This window comes from Caballeronia humi (genome assembly GCF_001544475.1).
Lineage (GTDB): Bacteria > Pseudomonadota > Gammaproteobacteria > Burkholderiales > Burkholderiaceae > Caballeronia > Caballeronia humi.
This window is the reverse complement of sequence record NZ_FCNW02000055.1, coordinates 1-20,062: the sequence shown is the minus strand read 5'-3', so window position 1 is coordinate 20,062 and position 20,062 is coordinate 1. Positions and strand designations below refer to the sequence as shown.

22 protein-coding genes are annotated in these 20,062 nt (G+C 64.6%); 16 read left to right on the top strand and 6 right to left on the bottom strand.

From position 1 onward, the window contains the following. Window positions 1–61: 61 nt before the first annotated feature. Window positions 62–1,009, top strand: a complete 948-nt coding sequence (locus AWB65_RS29250; protein ID WP_087670454.1) for a LysR family transcriptional regulator — start codon at window positions 62–64, stop codon at window positions 1,007–1,009. 96 nt (window positions 1,010–1,105) lie between these two features. On the opposite strand, the gene AWB65_RS29245 is transcribed toward AWB65_RS29250, so the two are convergent. Continuing rightward, the gene (locus AWB65_RS29245; protein ID WP_087670453.1) at window positions 1,106–2,758 is read right to left on the bottom strand and encodes an OmpA family protein; all 1,653 of its coding nucleotides are present in this window, start codon (window positions 2,756–2,758) and stop codon (window positions 1,106–1,108) included. Between the two features lie 326 nt (window positions 2,759–3,084). On the opposite strand from AWB65_RS29245, the gene AWB65_RS29240 reads away from it, so the two are divergent. Beyond that, complete coding sequence (locus AWB65_RS29240; RefSeq protein WP_087670452.1) at window positions 3,085–4,782, top strand: isovaleryl-CoA dehydrogenase; 1,698 nt, start codon at window positions 3,085–3,087, stop codon at window positions 4,780–4,782. Window positions 4,783–4,791: 9 nt separating this feature from the next. Here the strand turns inward: AWB65_RS29240 and AWB65_RS29235 are convergent, their stop codons facing one another. The 5 genes from AWB65_RS29235 to fliE form a co-directional block, all read right to left on the bottom strand. Further along, entirely contained in the window at window positions 4,792–5,109 is a 318-nt protein-coding gene (locus AWB65_RS29235) for an EscU/YscU/HrcU family type III secretion system export apparatus switch protein (RefSeq protein WP_087670451.1), read from the bottom strand. Beyond that, the gene (gene fliK / locus AWB65_RS29230) at window positions 5,106–6,428 is read right to left on the bottom strand and encodes a flagellar hook-length control protein FliK (RefSeq protein WP_087670450.1); all 1,323 of its coding nucleotides are present in this window, start codon (window positions 6,426–6,428) and stop codon (window positions 5,106–5,108) included. Before fliK ends, AWB65_RS29235 begins: the two co-directional genes overlap by 4 nt. Window positions 6,429–6,487: 59 nt before the next feature. After that, a complete protein-coding gene (locus tag AWB65_RS29225) occupies window positions 6,488–6,817 on the bottom strand; it encodes a flagellar protein FliT (RefSeq protein WP_087670449.1) in 330 nt (109 codons plus the stop codon). Between the two features lie 8 nt (window positions 6,818–6,825). After that, on the bottom strand, window positions 6,826–7,302 hold the full coding sequence (gene fliS, locus AWB65_RS29220) for a flagellar export chaperone FliS (RefSeq protein WP_087670448.1): 477 nt from the start codon (window positions 7,300–7,302) through the stop codon (window positions 6,826–6,828). A 273-nt stretch (window positions 7,303–7,575) separates the two neighbouring features. Beyond that, window positions 7,576–7,944 (bottom strand): flagellar hook-basal body complex protein FliE, encoded by a 369-nt coding sequence (fliE, locus tag AWB65_RS29215; RefSeq protein WP_087670447.1) that lies wholly within the window; start codon window positions 7,942–7,944, stop codon window positions 7,576–7,578. A gap of 276 nt (window positions 7,945–8,220) precedes the next feature. On the opposite strand from fliE, the gene fliF reads away from it, so the two are divergent. The 14 genes from fliF to AWB65_RS37155 all read left to right on the top strand — a co-directional run. Then, window positions 8,221–9,996, top strand: coding sequence for a flagellar basal-body MS-ring/collar protein FliF (fliF, locus tag AWB65_RS29210; RefSeq protein WP_087670446.1), 1,776 nt, complete (start codon window positions 8,221–8,223; stop codon window positions 9,994–9,996). Further along, window positions 9,986–10,981 (top strand): flagellar motor switch protein FliG, encoded by a 996-nt coding sequence (fliG, locus tag AWB65_RS29205; RefSeq protein ID WP_087656794.1) that lies wholly within the window; start codon window positions 9,986–9,988, stop codon window positions 10,979–10,981. Before fliF ends, fliG begins: the two co-directional genes overlap by 11 nt. Next, a complete protein-coding gene (fliH, locus tag AWB65_RS29200; RefSeq protein WP_087670445.1) occupies window positions 10,974–11,645 on the top strand; it encodes a flagellar assembly protein FliH in 672 nt (223 codons plus the stop codon). The genes fliG and fliH overlap by 8 nt, the downstream gene beginning before the upstream one ends. After that, on the top strand, window positions 11,642–13,204 hold the full coding sequence (gene fliI / locus AWB65_RS29195) for a flagellar protein export ATPase FliI (RefSeq protein WP_327359258.1): 1,563 nt from the start codon (window positions 11,642–11,644) through the stop codon (window positions 13,202–13,204). Before fliH ends, fliI begins: the two co-directional genes overlap by 4 nt. 14 nt (window positions 13,205–13,218) lie before the next feature. Further along, entirely contained in the window at window positions 13,219–13,668 is a 450-nt protein-coding gene (gene fliJ / locus AWB65_RS29190; protein WP_087670444.1) for a flagellar export protein FliJ, read from the top strand. 50 nt (window positions 13,669–13,718) lie between these two features. Then, complete coding sequence (locus tag AWB65_RS29185; protein WP_087670443.1) at window positions 13,719–15,140, top strand: flagellar hook-length control protein FliK; 1,422 nt, start codon at window positions 13,719–13,721, stop codon at window positions 15,138–15,140. Between the two features lie 242 nt (window positions 15,141–15,382). Next, window positions 15,383–15,877 carry a flagellar basal body-associated protein FliL gene (gene fliL / locus AWB65_RS29180; RefSeq protein WP_087670442.1) on the top strand — a complete coding sequence of 165 codons (495 nt, stop codon included), beginning with the start codon at window positions 15,383–15,385 and terminating at the stop codon, window positions 15,875–15,877. 30 nt (window positions 15,878–15,907) lie between these two features. Then, complete coding sequence (fliM, locus tag AWB65_RS29175; protein ID WP_087670441.1) at window positions 15,908–16,906, top strand: flagellar motor switch protein FliM; 999 nt, start codon at window positions 15,908–15,910, stop codon at window positions 16,904–16,906. 31 nt (window positions 16,907–16,937) lie between these two features. Then, the gene (gene fliN / locus AWB65_RS29170) at window positions 16,938–17,348 is read left to right on the top strand and encodes a flagellar motor switch protein FliN (RefSeq protein WP_235007829.1); all 411 of its coding nucleotides are present in this window, start codon (window positions 16,938–16,940) and stop codon (window positions 17,346–17,348) included. Then, window positions 17,345–17,860: a flagellar biosynthetic protein FliO gene (gene fliO / locus AWB65_RS29165; protein ID WP_087670440.1), complete on the top strand. Its 516-nt coding sequence runs from the start codon at window positions 17,345–17,347 to the stop codon at window positions 17,858–17,860. The genes fliN and fliO overlap by 4 nt, the downstream gene beginning before the upstream one ends. After that, window positions 17,861–18,628 (top strand): flagellar type III secretion system pore protein FliP, encoded by a 768-nt coding sequence (gene fliP, locus AWB65_RS29160; protein ID WP_087670439.1) that lies wholly within the window; start codon window positions 17,861–17,863, stop codon window positions 18,626–18,628. A 24-nt stretch (window positions 18,629–18,652) separates the two neighbouring features. Next, entirely contained in the window at window positions 18,653–18,922 is a 270-nt protein-coding gene (gene fliQ, locus AWB65_RS29155; RefSeq protein ID WP_087656802.1) for a flagellar biosynthesis protein FliQ, read from the top strand. Between the two features lie 10 nt (window positions 18,923–18,932). After that, a complete protein-coding gene (fliR, locus tag AWB65_RS29150) occupies window positions 18,933–19,730 on the top strand; it encodes a flagellar biosynthetic protein FliR (RefSeq protein WP_087670438.1) in 798 nt (265 codons plus the stop codon). Between the two features lie 45 nt (window positions 19,731–19,775). Beyond that, a partial coding sequence (locus AWB65_RS37155; RefSeq protein WP_143281815.1) for a hypothetical protein occupies window positions 19,776–20,062 on the top strand: 287 nt, incomplete at its 3' end.

Sequence of the window (20,062 nt, the reverse complement as noted above, 5' to 3'; positions counted from 1 at the left end):
AACATAATAAAAATGACTTAAACTAATCTGATACATTCCATTTCGGAATCTGGAGCGATCGATGGAATTGCGCGCGCTGAGGTATTTCGTCGAGGTCGTGAAGCAGAAGAGTTTCACGGTGGCGGCCGAGCAGATGTTCGTGACGCAGCCGACCATCAGCAAGATGGTGAAGGCGCTCGAGGACGAAATCGGTTCGCCGCTATTGCTGCGCGAAGGCCGTCAGATGGTGCTCACCGACGCGGGCCAGATCGTCTATCAGCGCGGGCTCGACGTGCTCGCCGCCCACGCGCGGCTCGAAGCCGAGTTGAACGATCTCGGCACGTTCGGGCGCGGCACGCTGACGATCGGCATCCCGCCGATGGGCGGGACCCTCTTCACCCCGGCGATTGCCGCGTTCAAGCAGCGGTATCCGAGGGTCGAACTGAAGCTGTTTGAACGCGGATCGAAGGCGATCGAGGCCGCGCTGCTCGATGGCGAGATGGAACTCGGCGGCGTGCTGCAACCGGTCGACATGGCGCTCTTCGACGTGCTGCCCGTGAGTCGTCAGATCCTGTGGCTCGTTGCACAGAAAGGCTCGCGCTGGGATCAGGAGGCGGAAATCGCGCTCGCCGATCTCGCCGCCGAGCCGTTCGTTTTTTACGGTGAAAGTCTCGCGCTGAACGACGTCGTGTTGAACGCGTGCCGCGAGGCGGGCTTCGCGCCGACGATCGTCGGGCGCAGCGGACACTGGGATTTCATGGCGGCGCTGGTGCAGGCGGGCGTCGGCATCGCGCTATTGCCCGCGCCGTATTGCAGACGGCTCGACCCCGATGCGTTCACCTGCCGTCCGGTGGTCGATCCCGAGATTCACTGGGACATGGCGGTCGGCTGGCGGCGCAACGGCTATCTGTCGCACGCCGCGCGCGCTTGGCTCGACGTCGCGCGGCAGGCGTTGCCGGCGAATCTCGGGCAGGATTTTTTGTCGGGCGAACGGTTTCCGGCCCGAAATCGCGACGACAAACCGCGCTGAACCTGACGCGCAATAAAAAACGCCGCTCCGCTTGGTCGCGGGGCGGCGTCAACTTCAGAGCTTCGAGGACAGGCGTTTCCGCCCGTCCGCGACAGCTTATTCCTGACCCTTGAACTCGATACGGCGGTTCGCGAAACGGCCGCTTGCCGTTGCGTTGTCCGCGACCGGGTTTGCATCGCCGAAGCCTTGCGCCGTCAGCGAATCGGCCGGCACGCCGTGCTTCACGAGGTACGCGCGCACCGCTTCCGCACGCTTCTTCGAAAGCGCCAGATTCGACGTATCCTTGCCGACGTTGTCCGAATAGCCGCCGATCTCCATCTTGACCGTCTTGCTGGCAGTCGAGCAGTTCTTCAGCAGTTCAGCCGACTTCGCAAGCGCGAGTTGTGCGTCTTGCGGCGGCACATCCGAGCCCGTCGCGAAGTTGATCACTTGCAGGTTGAGCACCTTGGCGACGTCGCCAGCAACGCAGTCATCCGACTTGAATGTGTTGAACGCATTCAGGAACGAATCCTTCGCGTTCGCGACCGCTTCGGTCACGTTGAACGTGCCGATCGTGAACGCCGCGCCGAACAGACCCTTCAGCTTCTCGATCCAGCCGAGCTTCGCGTCCGCAGCCGTGCCGCTCAGTTCGATCTTCTCGCCCGTGAGCTTCACTTCCGCGCCCGGCAGCGCCATCAGCGGCAGCAGGCCTTCGAGCTTGTCGAGCCACGAAGCGGCCTTCGTTTCCGGATCGACCGTGATCGACGCTTTGAACTTGCCTTCACCGAACTTCGCCGTCAGCGCGTCGACGAGCGTCTTCTGCTCGGCTTCGCTGCCGACCGTTGCGTTGATCGTGGGCGCGCCGGCCTTGTCGACCGAGAACGTCATCAGCGCGTCCTTCGTCGGGACCGGTGCGGGCGCGGGTTCCGAAGCCGGGGCCGGGGCCGGGGCCGATGCGGCCATCGCCATCGATGCTTCCGATGCGGCCGGCTCGGCGACAACTTCCTTCTTCTCCCCGACACAGCCGCGCCCGAGCAGGGCCGCGAGCAACGCCAGCGCGAGGGCGAGCGCGATCCACCACCACTTCTTGCTCTTCGCCTTTTCCTCGACGACGGCCTTGTCGATCGAGCCATTCACGGCCGACATGCGTGCATTTTGCGTCGACGGATGTTCGAGATGCGACGACACCGCCTTCATCTGCGCGCCTACGCCGGCGAGGAAGCTGCCCGCGCTGCCGAGGCCGAGCACGCTGGCGATCGCGTCGGTCATGTTCGCCTTGACGAACGGCAACTGATGACCGAGCAGCGTCGGTAGTGCGCCGGCGTTGCCGTTGTGCTGCATGAAATAGTGCTTCAGGACGCCGAGCAGCGTCGTGCCGACGACACCCGTCAGCGCGTGCGTGGCGCTTGCCGCGACACCCGTCTGTTCGGCGACCTTGCCGCTCAGCGCTTCGAGGCGATCGGCCGGCAGCACGGCGCCCGCGAGACGCGCGCCCATGCCGAGCAGCTTTTGCAGTCCGTCGCCCTGCACGAGGTTCGGCAGTTGCTCGACGATGTTCGCGTTCGTATCCGGCGACATGATCGAGGCGAACAGGCCGCGCGCGCCCTCGGGCGACGCTGCCTTGTTCATCAGCGAGCCGACAAGCGCCGGGCCCACCAGACCGACCACGCGCTTTGCTGATTCCGGCGCGATGCCGATGCGCGTCGCGAGCTGCTGCAACACGCTTTCGGTCAAAGCGCCTTGTACCAATTCAATAACATTAATGCTCATAACTTGCTTTCCTCGAATGCGTAAGTGCACAGCAGCCCCACTTGGGCAGCGCGGATTATAGGTTTGGGTTTCCTACGTTCAGGTTGTCTAAAGGAAAAATCGGATTTACCTCAAATTCGCGAATCCGAACCCGATTCGGGCACAAATCAGGCGTATTCCGAATGTTCCGGCGATGGGCCTTGCGAAATTTTTGGGCGAGCGCTTCCTCTAGGCGTCTGAGGAATGCGCGTCCTATGATTTGTAAATTCGAGATGGATTCGACGCAGCCCGCGACGCGATGCGCTGAATGTTGCCGGCGATCGACTAGCGCCCGACGGAGACCAACGATGACCACGCCTTCACGACCGCAGCGCTTCGGCGAGACCCACGAGGTCGTCAACCAGACGCCGCCACTCGCCAGTTACGACATGCTCGCCGCCGATCCCGCGCTAACGGCCGCGATCGAGCGCGAGGGCGCGGGCTGGCACGCGGAGGCGCTTGAACGCGATGGTCGCGCGCTCACGCAGCCCGACGTGCTCGCCCTCGCCGATCTCGCCAATCGCCACGAGCCGGAACTGAGCACGCACAGCCCGCGCGGCGAGCGCATCGACGCGATCGAGTTCCATACGGCCTGGCACGAGTTGCTCGCACTGTTGAGACGCGAAGGGCTGCACGCGCTGCCGTTCGAAACGCCCCGGCCGGGCGCGATGCCCGCGCGCTGTGCCGGCTATTTTCTCCACGGACAGCTCGAATCCGGCTCGCTGTGTCCGATCACGATGACGTTCGCCAGCATTCCAGTGCTGCAAAAGGAACCGGCGCTCTACGCCACGTTGCGCCACGCGCTGCTCTCCCGCGAGCACGATCCGCGCGACATTCCGCTCAGCGCGGGCAAGCGCTCGATGATGGTCGGCATGGGCATGACGGAGAAGCAAGGCGGCTCGGACGTGCGCAGCAACCAGACGCGCGCTTATCCGATAGACACGCCGGGACGGGGCACCGCGTATCGATTGATCGGGCACAAGTGGTTTTTCTCGGCGCCGCAATGCGACGCGCATCTGGTGCTCGCGCGCGCGTGCGAAAGCGACGCGATCTCATGCTTCTACGTCCCGCGCTTCACCCCGGACGGCCGCAAGAACGCCGTCCAGGTGCAGCGTCTGAAGGAGAAGCTCGGTAACCGGTCGAATGCGAGCAGCGAAGTCGAATTCCTCGACGCGTACGGCGTGATGATCGGCGACGAAGGGCGCGGCGTGCCGACGATCATCGAAATGGCGAACTACACGCGGCTCGACTGCGTGATCGGCAGCGCCGCGCTGATGCGCGCGGCGCTCGTGCAGGCGATCCACCACGCGCGGCACCGGAGCGTGTTCGGCGCGAAACTCGTCGACCAGCCGCTGATGCGCAACGTGCTCGCGGATCTGGCGCTCGAATCGGAGGCGGCGACGGTGCTGTTCATGCGTCTCGCGGGCGCGTTCGAAACCAGCGCCGCCGCCGATGGCGCGCCGGAAGAGCGCGCGTGGCGGCGGCTCGTGACGCCGGCCGCGAAGTTCTGGGTTTGCAAGCGGGCGCTCGAATTCACCGGCGAAGCGATGGAGGTCTGGGGCGGCAACGGCTATGTGGAGACCGGGCCGATGGGGCGGTTCTATCGGGAAGCACCGGTCAATTCGATCTGGGAAGGCTCGGGGAACGTGATGTGTCTCGACGTGCTGCGTGCGTTCGAGCGCGAGACGGATGCGGCGCATGCGCTTTTCGCGTCGTGGCAGGAGACGGCGCGCGAGCATCCGGCGCTGGGACCGGCGCTCGATGCGCTCTTGCAGACGCTGAAGGGCGATCCGGCGACGAGGGAGGCATCGGCGCGGCGGATCGCGCAGCAGTTGGTGCTGACCGCGCAGGCGGTGCTGCTTGCGAAGCATGCGCCGGAGGAGGTTGCGGATGCGTTTATCGAGACGCGTCTGGGAGATGCGCGCGGTGAGACGGGGCGGGTTTATGGGACGCTGCCCGCGAGGTTTGATCACGCGGGAGTGGTGAGACGGGCGTTTGCGGTTTAGTCGCGGTCCTTACCGCACCGGATTCGGCAACTTCGGCATAGCCGGTGCAGGAGCCGAATCCTCCCCATTCTCCAGCCGATACAACCAGGCCAGCATCTCCGCCACCGCCTGATAAAGCGCGGGCGGGATGCGCGCGTCCAGATCGACCTGCATCAGAAGCGACACCATTTCCGGCGATTCGTGCACGTACAGCCCAGCTTCCTGCGCGCGCTGCACGATCATTTCCGCAACGATCCCGTATCCCTTCGCCACGACGCGCGGCGCGGCGTCGCGGTTCTGGTCGTCGTAGGCGAGCGCGGTCGCCTGCTTGCGCACGTCCGCGCTCATGCGCCCTCCCCGCGAAACAAATGCGCCAGCGGCGACGGCACCGGCTTCGACGCAGCGCGTATATCGGCATCGATATCCGCCGATCCGCCGACCGCCCGTATCGACATCCCCGCGAGCCCGATGCCCGCCGCCGCAAGCTGTTGCCGGAAGCCCTCGCGATCGGCGGCGAGACGCGCCGCGCCGTGCTCGCTCGCGTTGATCCGCGCGACGAGCTTGTCGCCGCTCAGGACGAGATCGGCATCGACGGTACCGAGCGTCGGCAGCGAAAGCGTCACGCGCGTGCGCCACGGACGATCGGCGTCGTGAGCGGTGTCGGGCGTGCGCGCGTCACGTTCCTGCGGCGCGATCTCCCATTCGAGCCGCGCGCCGGGCCACGCCTCGCCGGACCAGCGAAACTGGCCGGTCGCGAGTAGATCGAGCTGCTGGCGAACGAGCGGAATCGTCGATGGATGGACGCCTGCCAGCAGCGCCGCCTGCGTCGCAGATTCCTGCGGCGCGGGCGCGGCGGTGACAGCCGGTGTCGCGGAGGCGGCGGAAGATAACGCCGAGGCAGGCGCGTCCCGCACCGATTCCGCGAGCGCCGCCGCCTGCTGCGGGTTACTCGGCGGCGTGAAAGTTCGGGTCGCCGGGTGCAGATCGGGCATGTCGTGAGAATCGCCCGCGGCGCGCACTGACGCAGACCCCGTCTCATCAAGCCAAACCGCGGGAGAGGAAGCCGCCTCGGGCTGCTCGGGAATATCGAGAGGGAGCGGCATCGCGCTCAAATCGATGCGCGCCTGCGGTTCGCCCGCGAGCGATGCCGCCGGACGCTGCCCCCCGAGCCACTCGACAAGATGGGATTCATAGAAAAGACCACTTTCGCCGACGGTTTTAGCCAGCGCAGAAGCCAGCACCGACGCCGGCAACGGTGGCGCCGGCTGACTGAGAGCACGCGCCGCAGCCGCCGACGCGATCGACGAAAAAGCGTGGTCGAACAGTCCGCCCGAGAGATTCGCAAACGCGCTCGCGGGACGCGGCGAGGTGGGCCAGAGCGGCGCGTCGCCGGTCAGCGGGGGCGTCGCGCCGCCGCCAAAGCGCGAAATCGCGTCGAGCGTGCGCGCGATCTTGCTGAGCGCCGTCTGCGCGGATGCGTTGGCTGTCGCCGACGCCCCGTCCCGCGTGTCCGAGGCGCCCGGCTGGATATCGATGGAAAGGCGCGACGTGCCGGCCTGGGTCGTCGTCTGGCCGGCGGTGGCGCTGCCGGGCGCGCGGATCGCGGACATCAGCAACTCCGCCCGGCTGGCGAGAAGCGTTGCGATCGCGGTGTCCAGTGCCGTCATGCCCGTGTCCCTTGTTTACAGCGGCGGCAAACCGGAAGCCGCCCGCCTTCGCCACGCCTTTAGCGCAGTCCCATCATCTTCTTGAGCGCGCGCGCCGGCCGGTTCGCCGTGAATAGCGCCGAGAGCCGCGCGAGCGAGGGCGACGTCAGATCGCGGATCGCGGCGTCGTCGGCGAGAATGCGGCGCACGAGGTCGAGCTTGCGCGCCTTGTCGTCGTTGTCGAGCTCGGAGCCGCCGTCCACTTCCTTCAGTCCGTCAACCAGTTCGCGATACGCCGACTGCATCACCTTCAGTTCGCCCCACTCTCCGCTCCTTGCCGCGGCGAGCATCTTGCCGGACAGGGCCGCGATAGCCTCGTAGTGGTCGAAATATTCCTGACTTGTCTTCATTCTTGTTATCAGACATTCATTGCCGCACGCGCCGCCGCATGCGCAGACCCACTGCCCGACGCATCCGAAAGATGCGCCGAAGCCGCTTGCGCTACTTCCGGTCCAATTGCTATCCATGCTTCCTCCAGCGTGGCGAGAAGTCCATCGACCTCCACCAGCATCTGCTCGTCCTGCCGCGCGTTGGCTTCGAGCAGCCGCCGCGTCATATATGTGTAGAGCGCGTCGAGCCGCTCCGCGATCTCGCCGCCCGCCTGCTTGTTCAGCGCCTGCTGCAACCCGCTTTCGATAATGCTCATCGCCTTGCCGATCGCGGCGCCCCGCTCGACGATGTTGCCCTGCTGAAGATGCATTCGCGCCTGCGCGATCGCCTGCCGCGCGCCCTGATAGAGCATGACGACCAGCCGGTGCGGGCTCGCTCCCGTCACTCCTGTCTGAACGCCGACGCGTGCGTAGGCGCTGGCTCCAGCGTGTCCTGGGGAATACATCTGTGGTTCTCCTTATACGTGCCTGGTCGGGCCGATTCGCGTCGTCAGGCGGCTGAGGGCACGAACGGACGTGCCTTCCGCCGTGCCAGCCCGGACGTTTCCCGAGTCGATCGATGCCGCTCGCCGCCCGCATCGCGTCTCATCGGCGCGTTGCTGCTGGCGAGCTGTTATCGGGGTTATCGGAAAACCGCGCAAAAGCTTTAGGGCACAAGGGAAAACCGGCGCGGCGCGACGCCGCGGGGCCAGAACGAACGGGGACAGCGTGACGAATCGTCAGACGGAAATCTGCATGATGTCGTTGTAGGCGCTGACGAGCTTGTTGCGCACCTGAAGCCCGAATTGCAGGCCGACGTTGGCCTTCTGCATGTCGACCATCACGTCGTTCAGCGACACGTTCGGCGCGCCGACCTCAAACGCGTGAGCTTCGCCAAGCGCCTTGTTCTGGTTGTCGCTGATCTTGTCGATCGAGGATTTGAGCGCGTCGGCGAAACTGCCCGCGCTGACGGCGCCCGAGGACGAGCCCGCCGACGAGCCTTGCACATGACCCGACGCGACGGCCGAACCGGCGCCGCCGGCGGCCTGCGAGGCCATCGATTGAAGTGCGGAGAGCGCGGAACCCAGCGGGTTGATGGAAGAATTCATATTTGCTCCGAAAGACCAGGGAAACCGGTTCAGGTGGATCGAGCGATGTAACAGGCCCGCAGAGACCGGGCGGTGCATCGATGCGGTGTGACCGATTACGAAAAAGAATATCAGCGGGCCATTTCTCAAAGCCGTCAAAGAACGGGTAAAACCCGGCTCTGTTCACCCAATCGACTCTCTTCCTTCTGCGGATAATTCATTCGTGAAAAGTCTTCCGTGGCGCCTGAAAGACGGCGGCGAACGGCGGACTCCCCAGATTCGGAGAGCTTCGACGCAATGGAAACGCCCAACAATTCCCTGATTACGCCAGACGCCAGAATGGGCCTGGCCGGCGCGCAGCCCGGCTCCGTCGGTACCGTGTCCGGCAGCCTCGGCGGCGGTGCGGACTTCGGCGGCTTCGCCCAGCGCGTACCGATGCTGTCGCAGATCCGCTCGAACCCGCGCATGCCGCTGATCGTCGCGGTCGCGATTCTCGCGATGGTCATCGCCGGCCTCGTGATGTGGTCGCGCCAGCCCGATTACCGCGTGCTCTTCTCCAACCTGTCCGATCGCGACGGTGGCGCCATCGTGGCCGCGCTTCAGCAAGGGAACATCCCTTACAAGATCGCCGATTCGGGCGGTGCGATCCTGGTGCCGGCCGAGCAGGTCCACGAAACGCGTTTGCGGCTCGCGAGCCAGGGCCTGCCGAAGAACGGCTCGGTCGGCTTCGAACTGATGGACAACCAGAAGTTCGGCATCAGCCAGTTCGCGGAACAAGTCAACTACCAGCGCGCGCTGGAAGGCGAACTCGAAAAAACAATCGGCTCGATTTCATCGGTGAAAACGGCGCGCGTGCATCTCGCGATTCCGAAGCCGACCGTGTTCGTACGCGAAAAGGAACTGCCGACGGCGTCGGTGATGATCAATTTGTACCCGGGACGCGTGCTCGACGAAGGCCAGGTGGTGGCGATCACGCACATGGTGGCGGCCGGCGTACCGGACATGCCGGTAAAAAACGTCAACATCGTCGATCAGGACGGCAACCTGCTCACGCAGAGCAGCGCCGCGAGCGGCCTGGACGCCTCGCAACTCAAATACGTGCAGCAGATCGAGCACAACACGCAAAAGCGCATCGACGCGATCCTGTCGCCGCTCTTCGGCGCGGGCAATGCGCACTCGCAAGTCAGCGCAGACGTCGATTTCTCGAAGCTCGAGCAGACCGCTGAGAGCTACGGCCCGAACGCGAACCCGCAAAGCACGGCGATCCGCAGCCAGCAGTCGAGCGAATCGAACGAAAGCTCGGGCGGCGGCGCCTCAGGCGTGCCGGGCGCGCTGTCGAACCAGCCGCCGCAACCGGCCTCCGCGCCAATCACCGCGCCGGCGACTGATCCCACGACGGGCGCCCCCGTCAAGACGACGCCGGTCAACCAGCGCAAGGACACCACGACGAATTTCGAAGTCGACCGCACCGTGCGCCACTTCGAGCAGGCGACGGGCGGCATCAAGCGCCTGTCGGTGGCGGTGGTGGTGAACTACCAGCGTCAGGTCGACGCGAAGGGCAACGTCACGATGACGCCGCTCGCCGCAGACAAGCTCGCGCAAGTTCAGCAGCTCGTGAAGGACGCGATGGGCTACGACGAAAAGCGCGGCGACTCGGTGAACGTCGTCAACAGCACGTTCACGACCGACCAGAACGTCACGCCCGACGTGCCGTGGTGGCGCACGCCCGACATGATCGCGCGCGGCATCCAGCTCGCGAAATACCTGGGCATCGGCGTGGTGGGACTGTTCCTCTACTTCAGCATGGTGAAGCCGGCGATGCGCCGCGCGTTCCCGCCGCCGGAACCGCCCGCCGCGCTCACGCCGCAGGACGAACTCTCGCTGCTCGACGGCCCGTCGCTGCCGGACGCGAAGAAGGAAGACGAAGACAAGGACGCCGAGGTGAGTCTCCTCGGCCACGAAAGCAGCAAGGCAAAATTCGACCGCAACCTCGACTACGCACGCATGGTCGCGCGCCAGGACCCGAGAATCGTTGCCACGGTCGTAAAAAACTGGGTGTCCGATGAACGCTGAAGGCCTGACCAAATCCGCTCTCCTCCTGATGTCGATCGGCGAGGAAGAAGCCGCCGAAGTCTTCAAGTACCTTGCCCCGCGCGAAGTGCAGAAGATCGGCGCGACCATGGCGGCGCTCAAGAACGTGACGCGCGAGCAGCTCGACAACGTGATGACCGAATTCGTGCACCAGGCCGAGCAGCACACGGCGCTCTCGCTCGATTCGAGCGAGTACATCCGCTCCGTGCTGACGAAGGCGCTCGGCGAGAACAAGGCCGGCGCGCTGATCGACCGCATCCTGCAGGGCAGCGATACGAGCGGTATCGAAGGACTGAAGTGGATGGATTCGGGTGCCGTCGCGGAACTGATCAAGAACGAGCATCCGCAGATCATCGCGACGATCCTCGTCCACCTCGACCGCGATCAGGCGTCGGAAATCGTCGCGCTTCTGACCGAGCGGCTGCGTAACGACGTGCTCCTGCGCATCGCGACGCTCGACGGCATCCAGCCGGCGGCGCTGCGCGAACTCGACGACGTGCTGACGACGCTCCTCTCCGGCAGCGACAACCTGAAGCGCGCGCCGATGGGCGGCATCCGGACGGCGGCGGAAATCCTCAACTTCATGTCGAGCAACCACGAGGAATCGGTGCTGTCGAACGTGAAGGATTACGACGCGGAGCTCGCGCAGAAGATCATCGACCAGATGTTCGTGTTCGAAAACCTGCTCGATCTGGAAGACCGCGCGATCCAGTTGCTGCTGAAGGAAGTGGAATCGGAGACGCTGATCGTGTCGCTGAAGGGCGCGCAGCCGGGTCTGCGTCAGAAATTCCTGTCCAACATGTCGCAGCGCGCCGCCGAACTGCTGTCGGAAGATCTCGATTCGCGCGGTCCGGTGCGGGTGTCGGAAGTCGAGCAGCAGCAGCGCAAGATCCTCCAGATCGTGCGCAATCTCGCCGAAAACGGGCAGATCCAGTTAGGCGGCAAGGCCGAGGACGCATATGTCTGATACCGCGCGTGCGCAAAAACCGACGCTGTCGGCGTATCAGCGCTGGGAGATGGCGTCGTTCGACCCCGTGACGGTCGATCACAGCGCCGCCGAGCAGGCCGCGCTCGAAAAGCACCTGCGCCGCGTGAAGGACGAAGCGCACACGCAAGGGCTCGCGCAGGGCCACGTCGCGGGCCAGGCGATGGGCTATCAGGCGGGCTACGAACAAGGCCTGGCGAAGGGTTTCGAGGACGGCCGCAAGCAGGCGCTGGCCGAAGCCGCGCGTCTCGCCGATCTCGCCGACGCGTTCAAGACCGCGCTGCAAGCAGCCGACGCGGCGGTCGCGGAATCGCTTACGGCGCTTGCGCTCGATATCGCGCAGCAGGTCGTGCAGCAGCACATCGCACTCGATCCGACGGCGCTGCTCAGCGTCGCGCGTGAGGTGATCGCGGCTGAACCGGCGCTGTTGGGCGCGCCGCATCTGACGGTGAATCCGGCCGATCTGCCGGTGGTCGAAGCGTATTTGCTCGAAGAATTGCAGGCCGCGGGCTGGAGCGTGCGCACCGATCCCGCGATCGAACGCGGGGGCTGCCGCGCGCAGGCCGCAACCGGCGAAATCGATGCGACCAACACGACGCGCTGGGAGCGCGTCGCGGCGGCGCTCGGGAGGACTCAACCGTGGTGAATTCGCATATCGCTTCACATCCGCCCGCCGTCCGCCGCATCACGCAGGACGGCCTGAGCGAACTCGAACAGGAACTCGCGCGGGCATCGTTCGGACCGCTCTTGAGCGAAACCGATCTCGTCGAGCCGGACATCGAGCAACGCGCGGCGCAGACCATCGTCCAGCTCGCGAATCTCGCCGGTAATGCGCATATCGACGGCTGGCGCGCCCAGCTCGACGCGCTCAAGGCGCGCAGCGCGATTGCGCGGCCGCTGCGTCCGTGCGGCCGCCTCACGCGCGCCGCCGGACTCGTGCTGGAAGCGGTCGGGCTGAAGCTCGGCGTCGGCTCCGAATGCATGATCGAGCTGCCCGCCGGCAGTTCGATTCCGATGGCCGAAGCCGAAGTGGTCGGCTTTGCAGGCGACAAACTGTTCCTGATGCCGACCACCGAAACATCGGGTCTGTTGCCCGGCGCGCGCGTCTATCCGCTGGAAAGCGCGCCGATCAACGATCCGATGGCAGGTGCGAAGCGCCTGCCGGTCGGCTGGGAAATGCTCGGGCGCGTGGTCGATGCGTCCGGCCGTCCGCTCGACGGACTCGGCCCGCTTGGCTCCAGAACCGATGCGCCGCTCACATCGGCGACCATCAATCCGCTCAACCGCGAGCCAATCCACAAGGTGCTCGACGTCGGCGTACGGGCGATCAATTCGCTGCTGACCGTCGGACGCGGCCAGCGCATGGGGCTTTTTGCAGGCTCCGGCGTCGGTAAATCGGTGCTGCTCGGCACGATGGCGCGCTATACGAGCGCCGAAGTGATCGTGATCGGCCTGATCGGCGAGCGCGGCCGCGAGGTGAAGGAATTCATCGAGCAGATTCTGGGCGAGGACGGACTTGCGCGCTCGGTGGTCGTGGCGGCTCCGGCGGACGTTTCGCCGATCCTGCGGATGCAGGGCGCGACCTACGCGACCTCGCTCGCCGAATATTTCCGCGATCAGGGCAAGCACGTTCTTCTGCTGATGGATTCGCTCACCCGCTACGCGATGGCACAGCGCGAGATCGCGCTCGCGATCGGCGAGCCGCCCGCGACAAAGGGCTATCCGCCGTCGGTATTCGCGAAGCTGCCGGCGCTCGTCGAGCGCACGGGCAACGGGCCGGAGGGCGGCGGATCGATCACCGCGTTCTATACGGTATTGACAGAAGGCGACGATCAGCAGGACCCGATCGCCGACTCCGCGCGCGCGATTCTCGACGGCCACATCGTGCTGTCGCGGTCGCTCGCGGAAGCCGGCCACTATCCCGCTATCGACATCGAAGCGTCGATCAGCCGCGCAATGACCGCGCTGATCGACGACAAGCACCTCGACCGCGTGCGCATGTTCAAGCAGATGCTGTCGCGTTATCAGCGCAACCGCGACCTCATCAACGTCGGCGCGTATTCGAGCGGCCGGGACCAGCTGCTCGACCGCGCGATTGCACTTTATCCGCGTATGGAAGCCTTTTTGCAGCAGGGATTTCGCGAGCAGGCGGAATTCGAACCAAGTCTCGCTCAACTCGACCAATTATTCGAACAAGGTAGCTGAGGAACCTGAAGCCCATGTCAAAACATCTGCCGATCAAGACGCTGATCAACCTCGCGGACGAAGAACTCGACGCCGCCACCAAGAAACTCGGCAAGCTCCAGCAGGAGCGAAACGAGGTCGAGGCGCAACTGGATTCGCTTATCGCCTATCGCGACGAGTATCACGCGCGGTTCACGGCATCGGCGCAACAGGGGACGAACGCGCAGACGCTGCGCAACTTCCAGGCTTTCATCGATACGCTCGATTCCGCGATCGAGCAGCAGCGCGAGCTTTTCCTGACGTTCGACCAGCGGCTCGAGGCCGTCAAGAACGAATGGCGCCTGAAGAAGCAGAAGCTCGGCTCGTATGAAGTGCTCGCGGCGCGAGGGGAAGCCGTGCTCGCGAAAAAGTCGGCGCGCGTCGAGCAGCGCGATTCCGACGAACATTCCGCAAAGATTCTGCGCATGCGGGCCGAAAAGGCCTGACGCGCGGGAAACGCATCACCATCAAATCATTCAGGATCAAGAGGTCAAGCATGTCGTCCGTTTCGTTTGGCAAAGCGCTCATCGGCGCGACGTCTCCGGTAGCAAAGGGGAAAGCGGTATCGTCGTCGCGCGATGAAGGGGCTTTCGCGTCGTTCGGCGTAACGCTGCAAAGCATGGCCGACAAGGCGAACGCCGAAGCGCAGGCGAAGGTGGCGGCATCGGCGGCGAAGCTCGCAGCGCCGCACACGAGCGTGCACGACGCGCCTCAGCCTTCTGCGCCGGATGCATCGGACGACACGGATGAAACGACCGCTGCCGCCGACAAGAGCGATCAGTCCGGCAAGACCGACGCGCCGAAGCCGTCCGCCGACGCCGATGCGGACGCGGGCAGCACGAAGGACGCAGCGCAGCCGACGACGCAGGCCGATGCGAAAGCGGCCGTCGCCAAGGCCGCCGCGGATGCGGCGGCAGCGGCGCTTGCGAAAGCGCGTGCCGGAGCGGCGGACGGAACGGACGCGGCGCTGGCCGATCTGGCGAGCGCGGCGCAATCGCTGAGCGGCGCGGACGCAGCGACCGATGCGAGCGCCACCGGTGAGACGGACGCGAAACCCGACGCGCACAAGGCGACGGACGCCGCGCAGGCATCGCAGACGCCGCAGGACGCGCTTCAGGCAGCGCTCGCAGCGATGAACAGCAAAACTCCCGTGCAAGCGCCGACGGGCTCCGGCTCTGGCTCCCCGGATGCCGGAACAGCGGCGAACACCGGCAACGCGGACGCAGGCAAGGCAAAGCGCACGGTCGGCCTCGGCGATACGCTCGGCGACGGCAAGAACACCAAATCCCAAGCCACCGACGCCGCCGCTCTCACGAACGCGCAGCCGATCCCCGTCTCGATGCCGCCCGACGACAGCACCACCGCCTACAAGCAAACCGCCGACGCCGCGCTGCACGCGAGCGCGCTGCAAGCGGCATCGGCGAATTCGGGGACCTCGGGCGCGCAAGGCACGATGGCCGCGGCGACGAGCGCGGCGATCGCGCCGCACGTCGGCAGCTCCGCCTGGGACGATGCGTTCAGCCAGAAGGTCGTGTTCCTGTCGAACGCGCATCAGCAGAGCGCGGAACTGACGTTGAATCCGAAGGATCTCGGGCCGCTGCAGGTGACGCTTCAGGTCAACGACAACCACGCGCACGCGCTTTTCGTGTCGCAGCACGCGCAGGTGCGCGAGGCCGTCGAGGCGGCGCTGCCGAAGCTGCGCGAGGCGATGGAGGCGAACGGGATCAGTCTCGGCAGCACGAGCGTGAATGACGGGTTCGCGCGGCAGTCGGGGCAATCCGGCCAGCAAGGCGGGCGGGAATCAGGACGCGGCGGGCGGGATGGCGGCGGGGTCGCCGGAGTCGACGATTCGGGCGGCACGACGGCCGTGAACATGCCGACGCGGCGAACCGTGGGGCTCGTGGACACGTTTGCCTGACGGGATTCGGCTTCAAGCATTGAAGGCTGCTCGCGTCGCGCGAGTGGCCTTTTGGCGTTAACTGCGGGCAACATGCACGAATCAGCACGCATCCGCTGATCGCGCCTGTTCTGTCCTGCTCGGCTCCGCGCGTCTCCTTCACGCCACAAACGACGGATTAACCCCAAAACCCCCTTCTGTTCGACCCATCGCCGGGCTCCTCTTTCGCGAACAATGCAGGCTACAGAAAGAGGTAAGCATCCATGGCAACCACGACCGCAAACCAGCAACCCATCGTCAACGCGAAGAGCGGCAAGCTCAAGCGCACGCTCGTCATCGCGATCGGCGCGATCGTGCTTCTCGGCGCGGGCGCCGGGGGCACTTACTACGCGATCAACAAGTTCGGCTCGCACGGCCCCGCGAAGCCCGCGCCGGTCCCGCCGCCCGTGTTCTTCCCGCTCGAATCGATCACCGTCAACCTGCAATCCGACGATGGCGCGATGCACTACCTGCGCACCGGCCTCACGCTGAAGCTGCGTGACGAGAAGTCCCAGCCGATGCTCACCGAGCGCATGCCCGAGATCCGCAGCCGCGTGCTGATGATGCTCTCGGCCAAGCGCCCCGATGACCTCGCGACGCTCGAAGGCAAGCGCACGCTCGCCAGCGACCTGCGCACGGCCATCGAAGTGACGGCGAGCACCGCCGAAAAGCCGGTGCGCGTCGACGAAGTGCTGTTCACCGAATTCGTCGTTCAGTAAGACCGACCGCTGACCACGAAAGGAACAGCAATGGGCCACGAAGAATTCATGTCGCAGGAGGAGGTCGATGCCCTCCTCAAGGGCGTCACCGGCGAAGTCGACCAGATCTCGGACGAGAACAAGCCGGCAGGCGTGCGCCCGTACAACATCGCGACGCAGGAACGCATCGTCCGCGGCCGGATGCCCGGCCTCGAAATCATCAACGACCGCTTCGCGCGCCTGATGCGCGTCGGTATCTTCAACTTCATGCGGCGCTCGGCGGAAATCTCCGTCGGTCCGGTGAAGGTGCAGAAGTACAGCGAATTCACCCGCAACCTGCCGATCCCGACCAACCTGAATCTGGTCCACGTGAAGCCGTTGCGCGGTACGTCGCTCTTCGTCTTCGATCCAAACCTCGTGTTCTTCGTGGTCGATAACCTGTTCGGCGGCGACGGGCGGTTTCATACGCGCGTCGAAGGCCGCGAATTCACGCAGACCGAGCAACGCATCATCAGCAAGCTCTTGAACCTCGTGTTCGAGCACTACACGGCGTCGTGGAAAAGCGTGCGGCCGTTGCAGTTCGAACACGTGCGCTCGGAGATGCACACGCAGTTCGCCAACGTCGCGACGCCGAACGAAATCGTCATCGTCACGCAGTTTTCGATCGAGTTCGGCACGACGGGCGGCACGCTCCACATCTGCATGCCGTACTCGATGATCGAGCCGATCCGCGACGTGCTCTCCTCGCCGATCCAGGGCGAAGCGCTCGAAATCGACCGTCGCTGGGTGCGCGTGCTCTCGCAGCAGGTGCAGACGGCGGAAGTCGAGCTGACGGTCGATCTCGCGGAAATCCGCTCCTCGTTCGCGCAGATTCTCAACATGCGCGTCGGCGACGTCCTGCCGATCAACGTGCCCGAGCAGGTCGTGGCGAAGGTGGATGGCGTGCCGGTGATGGAATGCGGCTACGGAATTTTCAATGGTCAATACGCGTTGCGCGTGCAGAAGATGATCAGCGCGACGGACACGATGAAGGAAGGTGGATATGAGTGACTTGATGCAAGAAGGCACGTTGCCCGGCTCGATGGGCATCGGCGACCCGCTGAAGAACGAAGAGATCGCGATGGACGACTGGGCCAGCGCGCTCGCCGAACAGAACGGCAACGATACCCCGGCGGCCACTACCGCTGGCGTGTTCCAGCCGCTCTCGAAGGCCGCCGCGCCCTCGACGCGCAATGACATCGACATGATCCTCGACATCCCCGTGCAGATGACGGTGGAACTCGGGCGCACGAAGATCGCGATCCGCAACCTGCTGCAACTGGCGCAGGGCTCGGTCGTCGAACTCGACGGCCTCGCCGGCGAACCGATGGACGTGCTCGTGAACGGCTGCCTCATCGCGCAGGGCGAAGTGGTCGTAGTGAACGACAAGTTCGGCATTCGCCTGACCGACATCATCACGCCGTCGGAACGCATCCGGAAGCTGAATCGATGAAACGCCTGATCGTCGCGCTCGCCGCTGCCGCGCCCTTGTTCGCACACGCCGCCGACATGAACGCCGTGAACCACGCCGCGCAGATCGCTTCGAGCGTCGGCGCGGGGTCGGCGGTGCCGTCGCTTGGGTTCGGCGCGGTGTTCCAGACGCTCTTCGGTCTCGTCATCGTGATCGGCTTCGTGTTCGGCTGCGCGTGGCTCGCCCGCAAGCTCGGCTATCAAGGCGGCAAGCGCACAGGGCTCGTGAAGGTGGTCGGCGGCGCGTCGCTCGGTAACAAGGAGCGTGTTGCGGTCGTCGAGATCGGCGATACGTGGCTCGTCGTCGGCGCGGGTCCGGGCAACGTGCGGCTTCTGCACACGATGCCCGCCGGATCGGCCGAGGCAGGCGGGATCGGCACTGAAACGCCGGCGCCCGCGCAAACGTTGCAAGGCACCTTCGGTCAACGGTTTCGCGACGCACTCGCGGGCGAAGCCAACAAGCGTCTGCAGAAGTTCGCGGGCGGGAGCAAGTAAATGCAGGTCAGTCGTTTTATCGCGCGTGGTGTGAAGCTGGGCTTGCCGGTCGTGATCGCCGCCCTCCCCTACGCGGCTCTCGCGCAAAGCACGGCGGGCCTGCCCGCATTCAACACGAGTCCCGGCCCCAACGGCGGCACGACGTATTCGCTCAGCGTCCAGACGATGCTGCTGCTCACGATGCTGTCGTTCCTGCCCGCGATGGTCCTGATGATGACGAGCTTCACGCGCATCATCATCGTGCTGTCGCTGCTGAGGCAGGCGCTCGGCGCGTCGAACACGCCGCCGAATCAGGTGATCGTCGGGCTCGCGCTGTTTCTCTCGCTGTTCGTGATGTCGCCGGTCCTGGACCGCGCTTACACGGACGCCTACAAGCCCTTCTCCGAAGGCACGATCACGATGGACCAGGCGATGCAGCGCGGCATCGGCCCGTTCAAGCAGTTCATGTTGCGTCAGACGCGCGAAACCGATCTCGCGCTCTTCGCGAAGATTGCCAAGGCGCCGCCGATGAACGGTCCGGAAGACGTGCCGCTGTCGCTGCTGGTGCCGTCGTTTTTGACGAGCGAACTGAAGACGGGGTTTCAGATCGGCTTCACGATCTTCATTCCGTTTCTCATCATCGACATGGTGGTGGCTAGCGTCTTGATGTCGATGGGGATGATGATGGTGTCGCCCACGACGATCGCGCTGCCGTTCAAGCTGATGCTGTTCGTGCTCGTCGATGGCTGGCAGTTGCTGATCGGCTCGCTGGCACAGAGCTTCGTTTAAGTTTCGTTTGAGGAAGAGACGCAGATGACACCCGAATCCGTCATGTCGATGTCGCACCAGGCGATGTATGTCGCGCTGATGCTCGCGTCGCCCCTGTTGCTGGTTGCGCTGGTCGTGGGGCTGGTGGTGAGTCTTTTTCAGGCGGCTACGCAGATCAACGAATCGACGCTTTCGTTCATTCCGAAGCTGATCGCGGTCGCGGTGACGCTCGTGATCGCCGGACCGTGGATGCTCTCGACGCTGCTCGACTACATGCGTCACATGTTCACCATCACGCCCGCGATTACCGGCTGATTCCACGCAGATGTTCTCCGTCACTTACGCGCAGCTCAATGTCTGGCTCACGTCGTTTCTGTGGCCGTTCGTGCGCATCCTCGCTTTGATCGCGACTGCGCCGGTTCTCAGTCATATGGGGATTCCGGTGCGGGTGAAGGTCAGCCTGGCTGGCTTTATCACGCTGATCGTCGCGCCGACACTCGGTGCTGTGCCGCAGGTCACCGTCTTCTCCGCCGATGGTGTGTGGATCATGGTCAATCAGTTCCTGATCGGCGCGGCGCTCGGCGTGACGATGCAGGTCGCGTTCGCCGCGATCGATGCGGCGGGCGAGTTCATCGGGCAGCAAATGGGTCTCGGCTTTGCGATGCTTTACGATCCGCGCGCCGGGGGTAATGCTGTTGTGATTTCGCGGTATCTGAATACGATCGCGATGCTCGCGTTTCTTGTTTTCGACGGGCATTTGCAGATGATCGCCGCGCTTGTCACCACGTTTCAGTCTGTGCCGATCGGGGTGAATGTGGTCGGGGCTGCGGCGCATGCACAAGGGTGGAAGGTTCTGGCTTCTTACGGCGCGAGCATGTTTTCCACGGGGCTTTTGTTGGCGTTGCCGGTTGTTGCCGCGCTGCTTATCTCCAATCTCGCGCTCGGGATTCTTAATCGCGCCGCGCCGCAGATCGGGATATTTCAGGTCGGGTTTCCCGTGACGATGCTCGTTGGACTACTGCTGTTGCAACTCATGGTGCCCAATCTCTTGCCGTTCTTTCAGCGGGTTTTCGAGAACGGGATCGGGCAGATGGGGCGGGTTGCGGCGGGGTTTGCGGGGTGAATTCTCGCTCTCGCAAGGTTTGACGCTGGCGCTTGGGTCGGGGATTTGACGCTGGCGCGCGAGGCGGTTGTTTGCTTAAACCGTTTGCTGCGCTCGTGCTCCGATGGAACTTTCTTTCTTAGCGGCCTATTCGCTCTGCCCCTGTCCGGGGCGGGACTCACTTTCTTTGCACAAGGTTTTACGCTGGCGCTTGGGGCGGTTGTTTGCTTAAACCGTTTGATGCGCCTGTGCTCCCATGAAACTTGCTTTTTTAGCGGTCTATTAGCTCTGCCCCTGTCCGGGGCGGGACTCACTTTCTTTGCTGCTGCAAAGAAAGTAAGCAAAGAAAGCAG

Coding starts and splice junctions, on each gene's coding strand:
- AWB65_RS29235 (WP_087670451.1), bottom strand. CDS start 5,109: ATGAGCGCGGACGTGCGCAAGCAGGCGACCGCGCTCGCCTACGACGAC.
- fliG (WP_087656794.1), top strand. CDS start 9,986: ATGAACGCTGAAGGCCTGACCAAATCCGCTCTCCTCCTGATGTCGATC.
- fliS (WP_087670448.1), bottom strand. CDS start 7,302: ATGTATTCCCCAGGACACGCTGGAGCCAGCGCCTACGCACGCGTCGGC.
- fliN (WP_235007829.1), top strand. CDS start 16,938: ATGGGCATCGGCGACCCGCTGAAGAACGAAGAGATCGCGATGGACGAC.
- AWB65_RS29245 (WP_087670453.1), bottom strand. CDS start 2,758: ATGAGCATTAATGTTATTGAATTGGTACAAGGCGCTTTGACCGAAAGC.
- fliL (WP_087670442.1), top strand. CDS start 15,383: ATGGCAACCACGACCGCAAACCAGCAACCCATCGTCAACGCGAAGAGC.
- AWB65_RS29225 (WP_087670449.1), bottom strand. CDS start 6,817: ATGAAGACAAGTCAGGAATATTTCGACCACTACGAGGCTATCGCGGCC.
- fliH (WP_087670445.1), top strand. CDS start 10,974: ATGTCTGATACCGCGCGTGCGCAAAAACCGACGCTGTCGGCGTATCAG.
- AWB65_RS29250 (WP_087670454.1), top strand. CDS start 62: ATGGAATTGCGCGCGCTGAGGTATTTCGTCGAGGTCGTGAAGCAGAAG.
- fliP (WP_087670439.1), top strand. CDS start 17,861: ATGCAGGTCAGTCGTTTTATCGCGCGTGGTGTGAAGCTGGGCTTGCCG.
- fliK (WP_087670450.1), bottom strand. CDS start 6,428: ATGACGGCACTGGACACCGCGATCGCAACGCTTCTCGCCAGCCGGGCG.
- fliM (WP_087670441.1), top strand. CDS start 15,908: ATGGGCCACGAAGAATTCATGTCGCAGGAGGAGGTCGATGCCCTCCTC.
- fliE (WP_087670447.1), bottom strand. CDS start 7,944: ATGAATTCTTCCATCAACCCGCTGGGTTCCGCGCTCTCCGCACTTCAA.
- fliF (WP_087670446.1), top strand. CDS start 8,221: ATGGAAACGCCCAACAATTCCCTGATTACGCCAGACGCCAGAATGGGC.
- fliO (WP_087670440.1), top strand. CDS start 17,345: ATGAAACGCCTGATCGTCGCGCTCGCCGCTGCCGCGCCCTTGTTCGCA.
- AWB65_RS29240 (WP_087670452.1), top strand. CDS start 3,085: ATGACCACGCCTTCACGACCGCAGCGCTTCGGCGAGACCCACGAGGTC.
- fliR (WP_087670438.1), top strand. CDS start 18,933: ATGTTCTCCGTCACTTACGCGCAGCTCAATGTCTGGCTCACGTCGTTT.
- AWB65_RS29185 (WP_087670443.1), top strand. CDS start 13,719: ATGTCGTCCGTTTCGTTTGGCAAAGCGCTCATCGGCGCGACGTCTCCG.
- fliQ (WP_087656802.1), top strand. CDS start 18,653: ATGACACCCGAATCCGTCATGTCGATGTCGCACCAGGCGATGTATGTC.
- fliJ (WP_087670444.1), top strand. CDS start 13,219: ATGTCAAAACATCTGCCGATCAAGACGCTGATCAACCTCGCGGACGAA.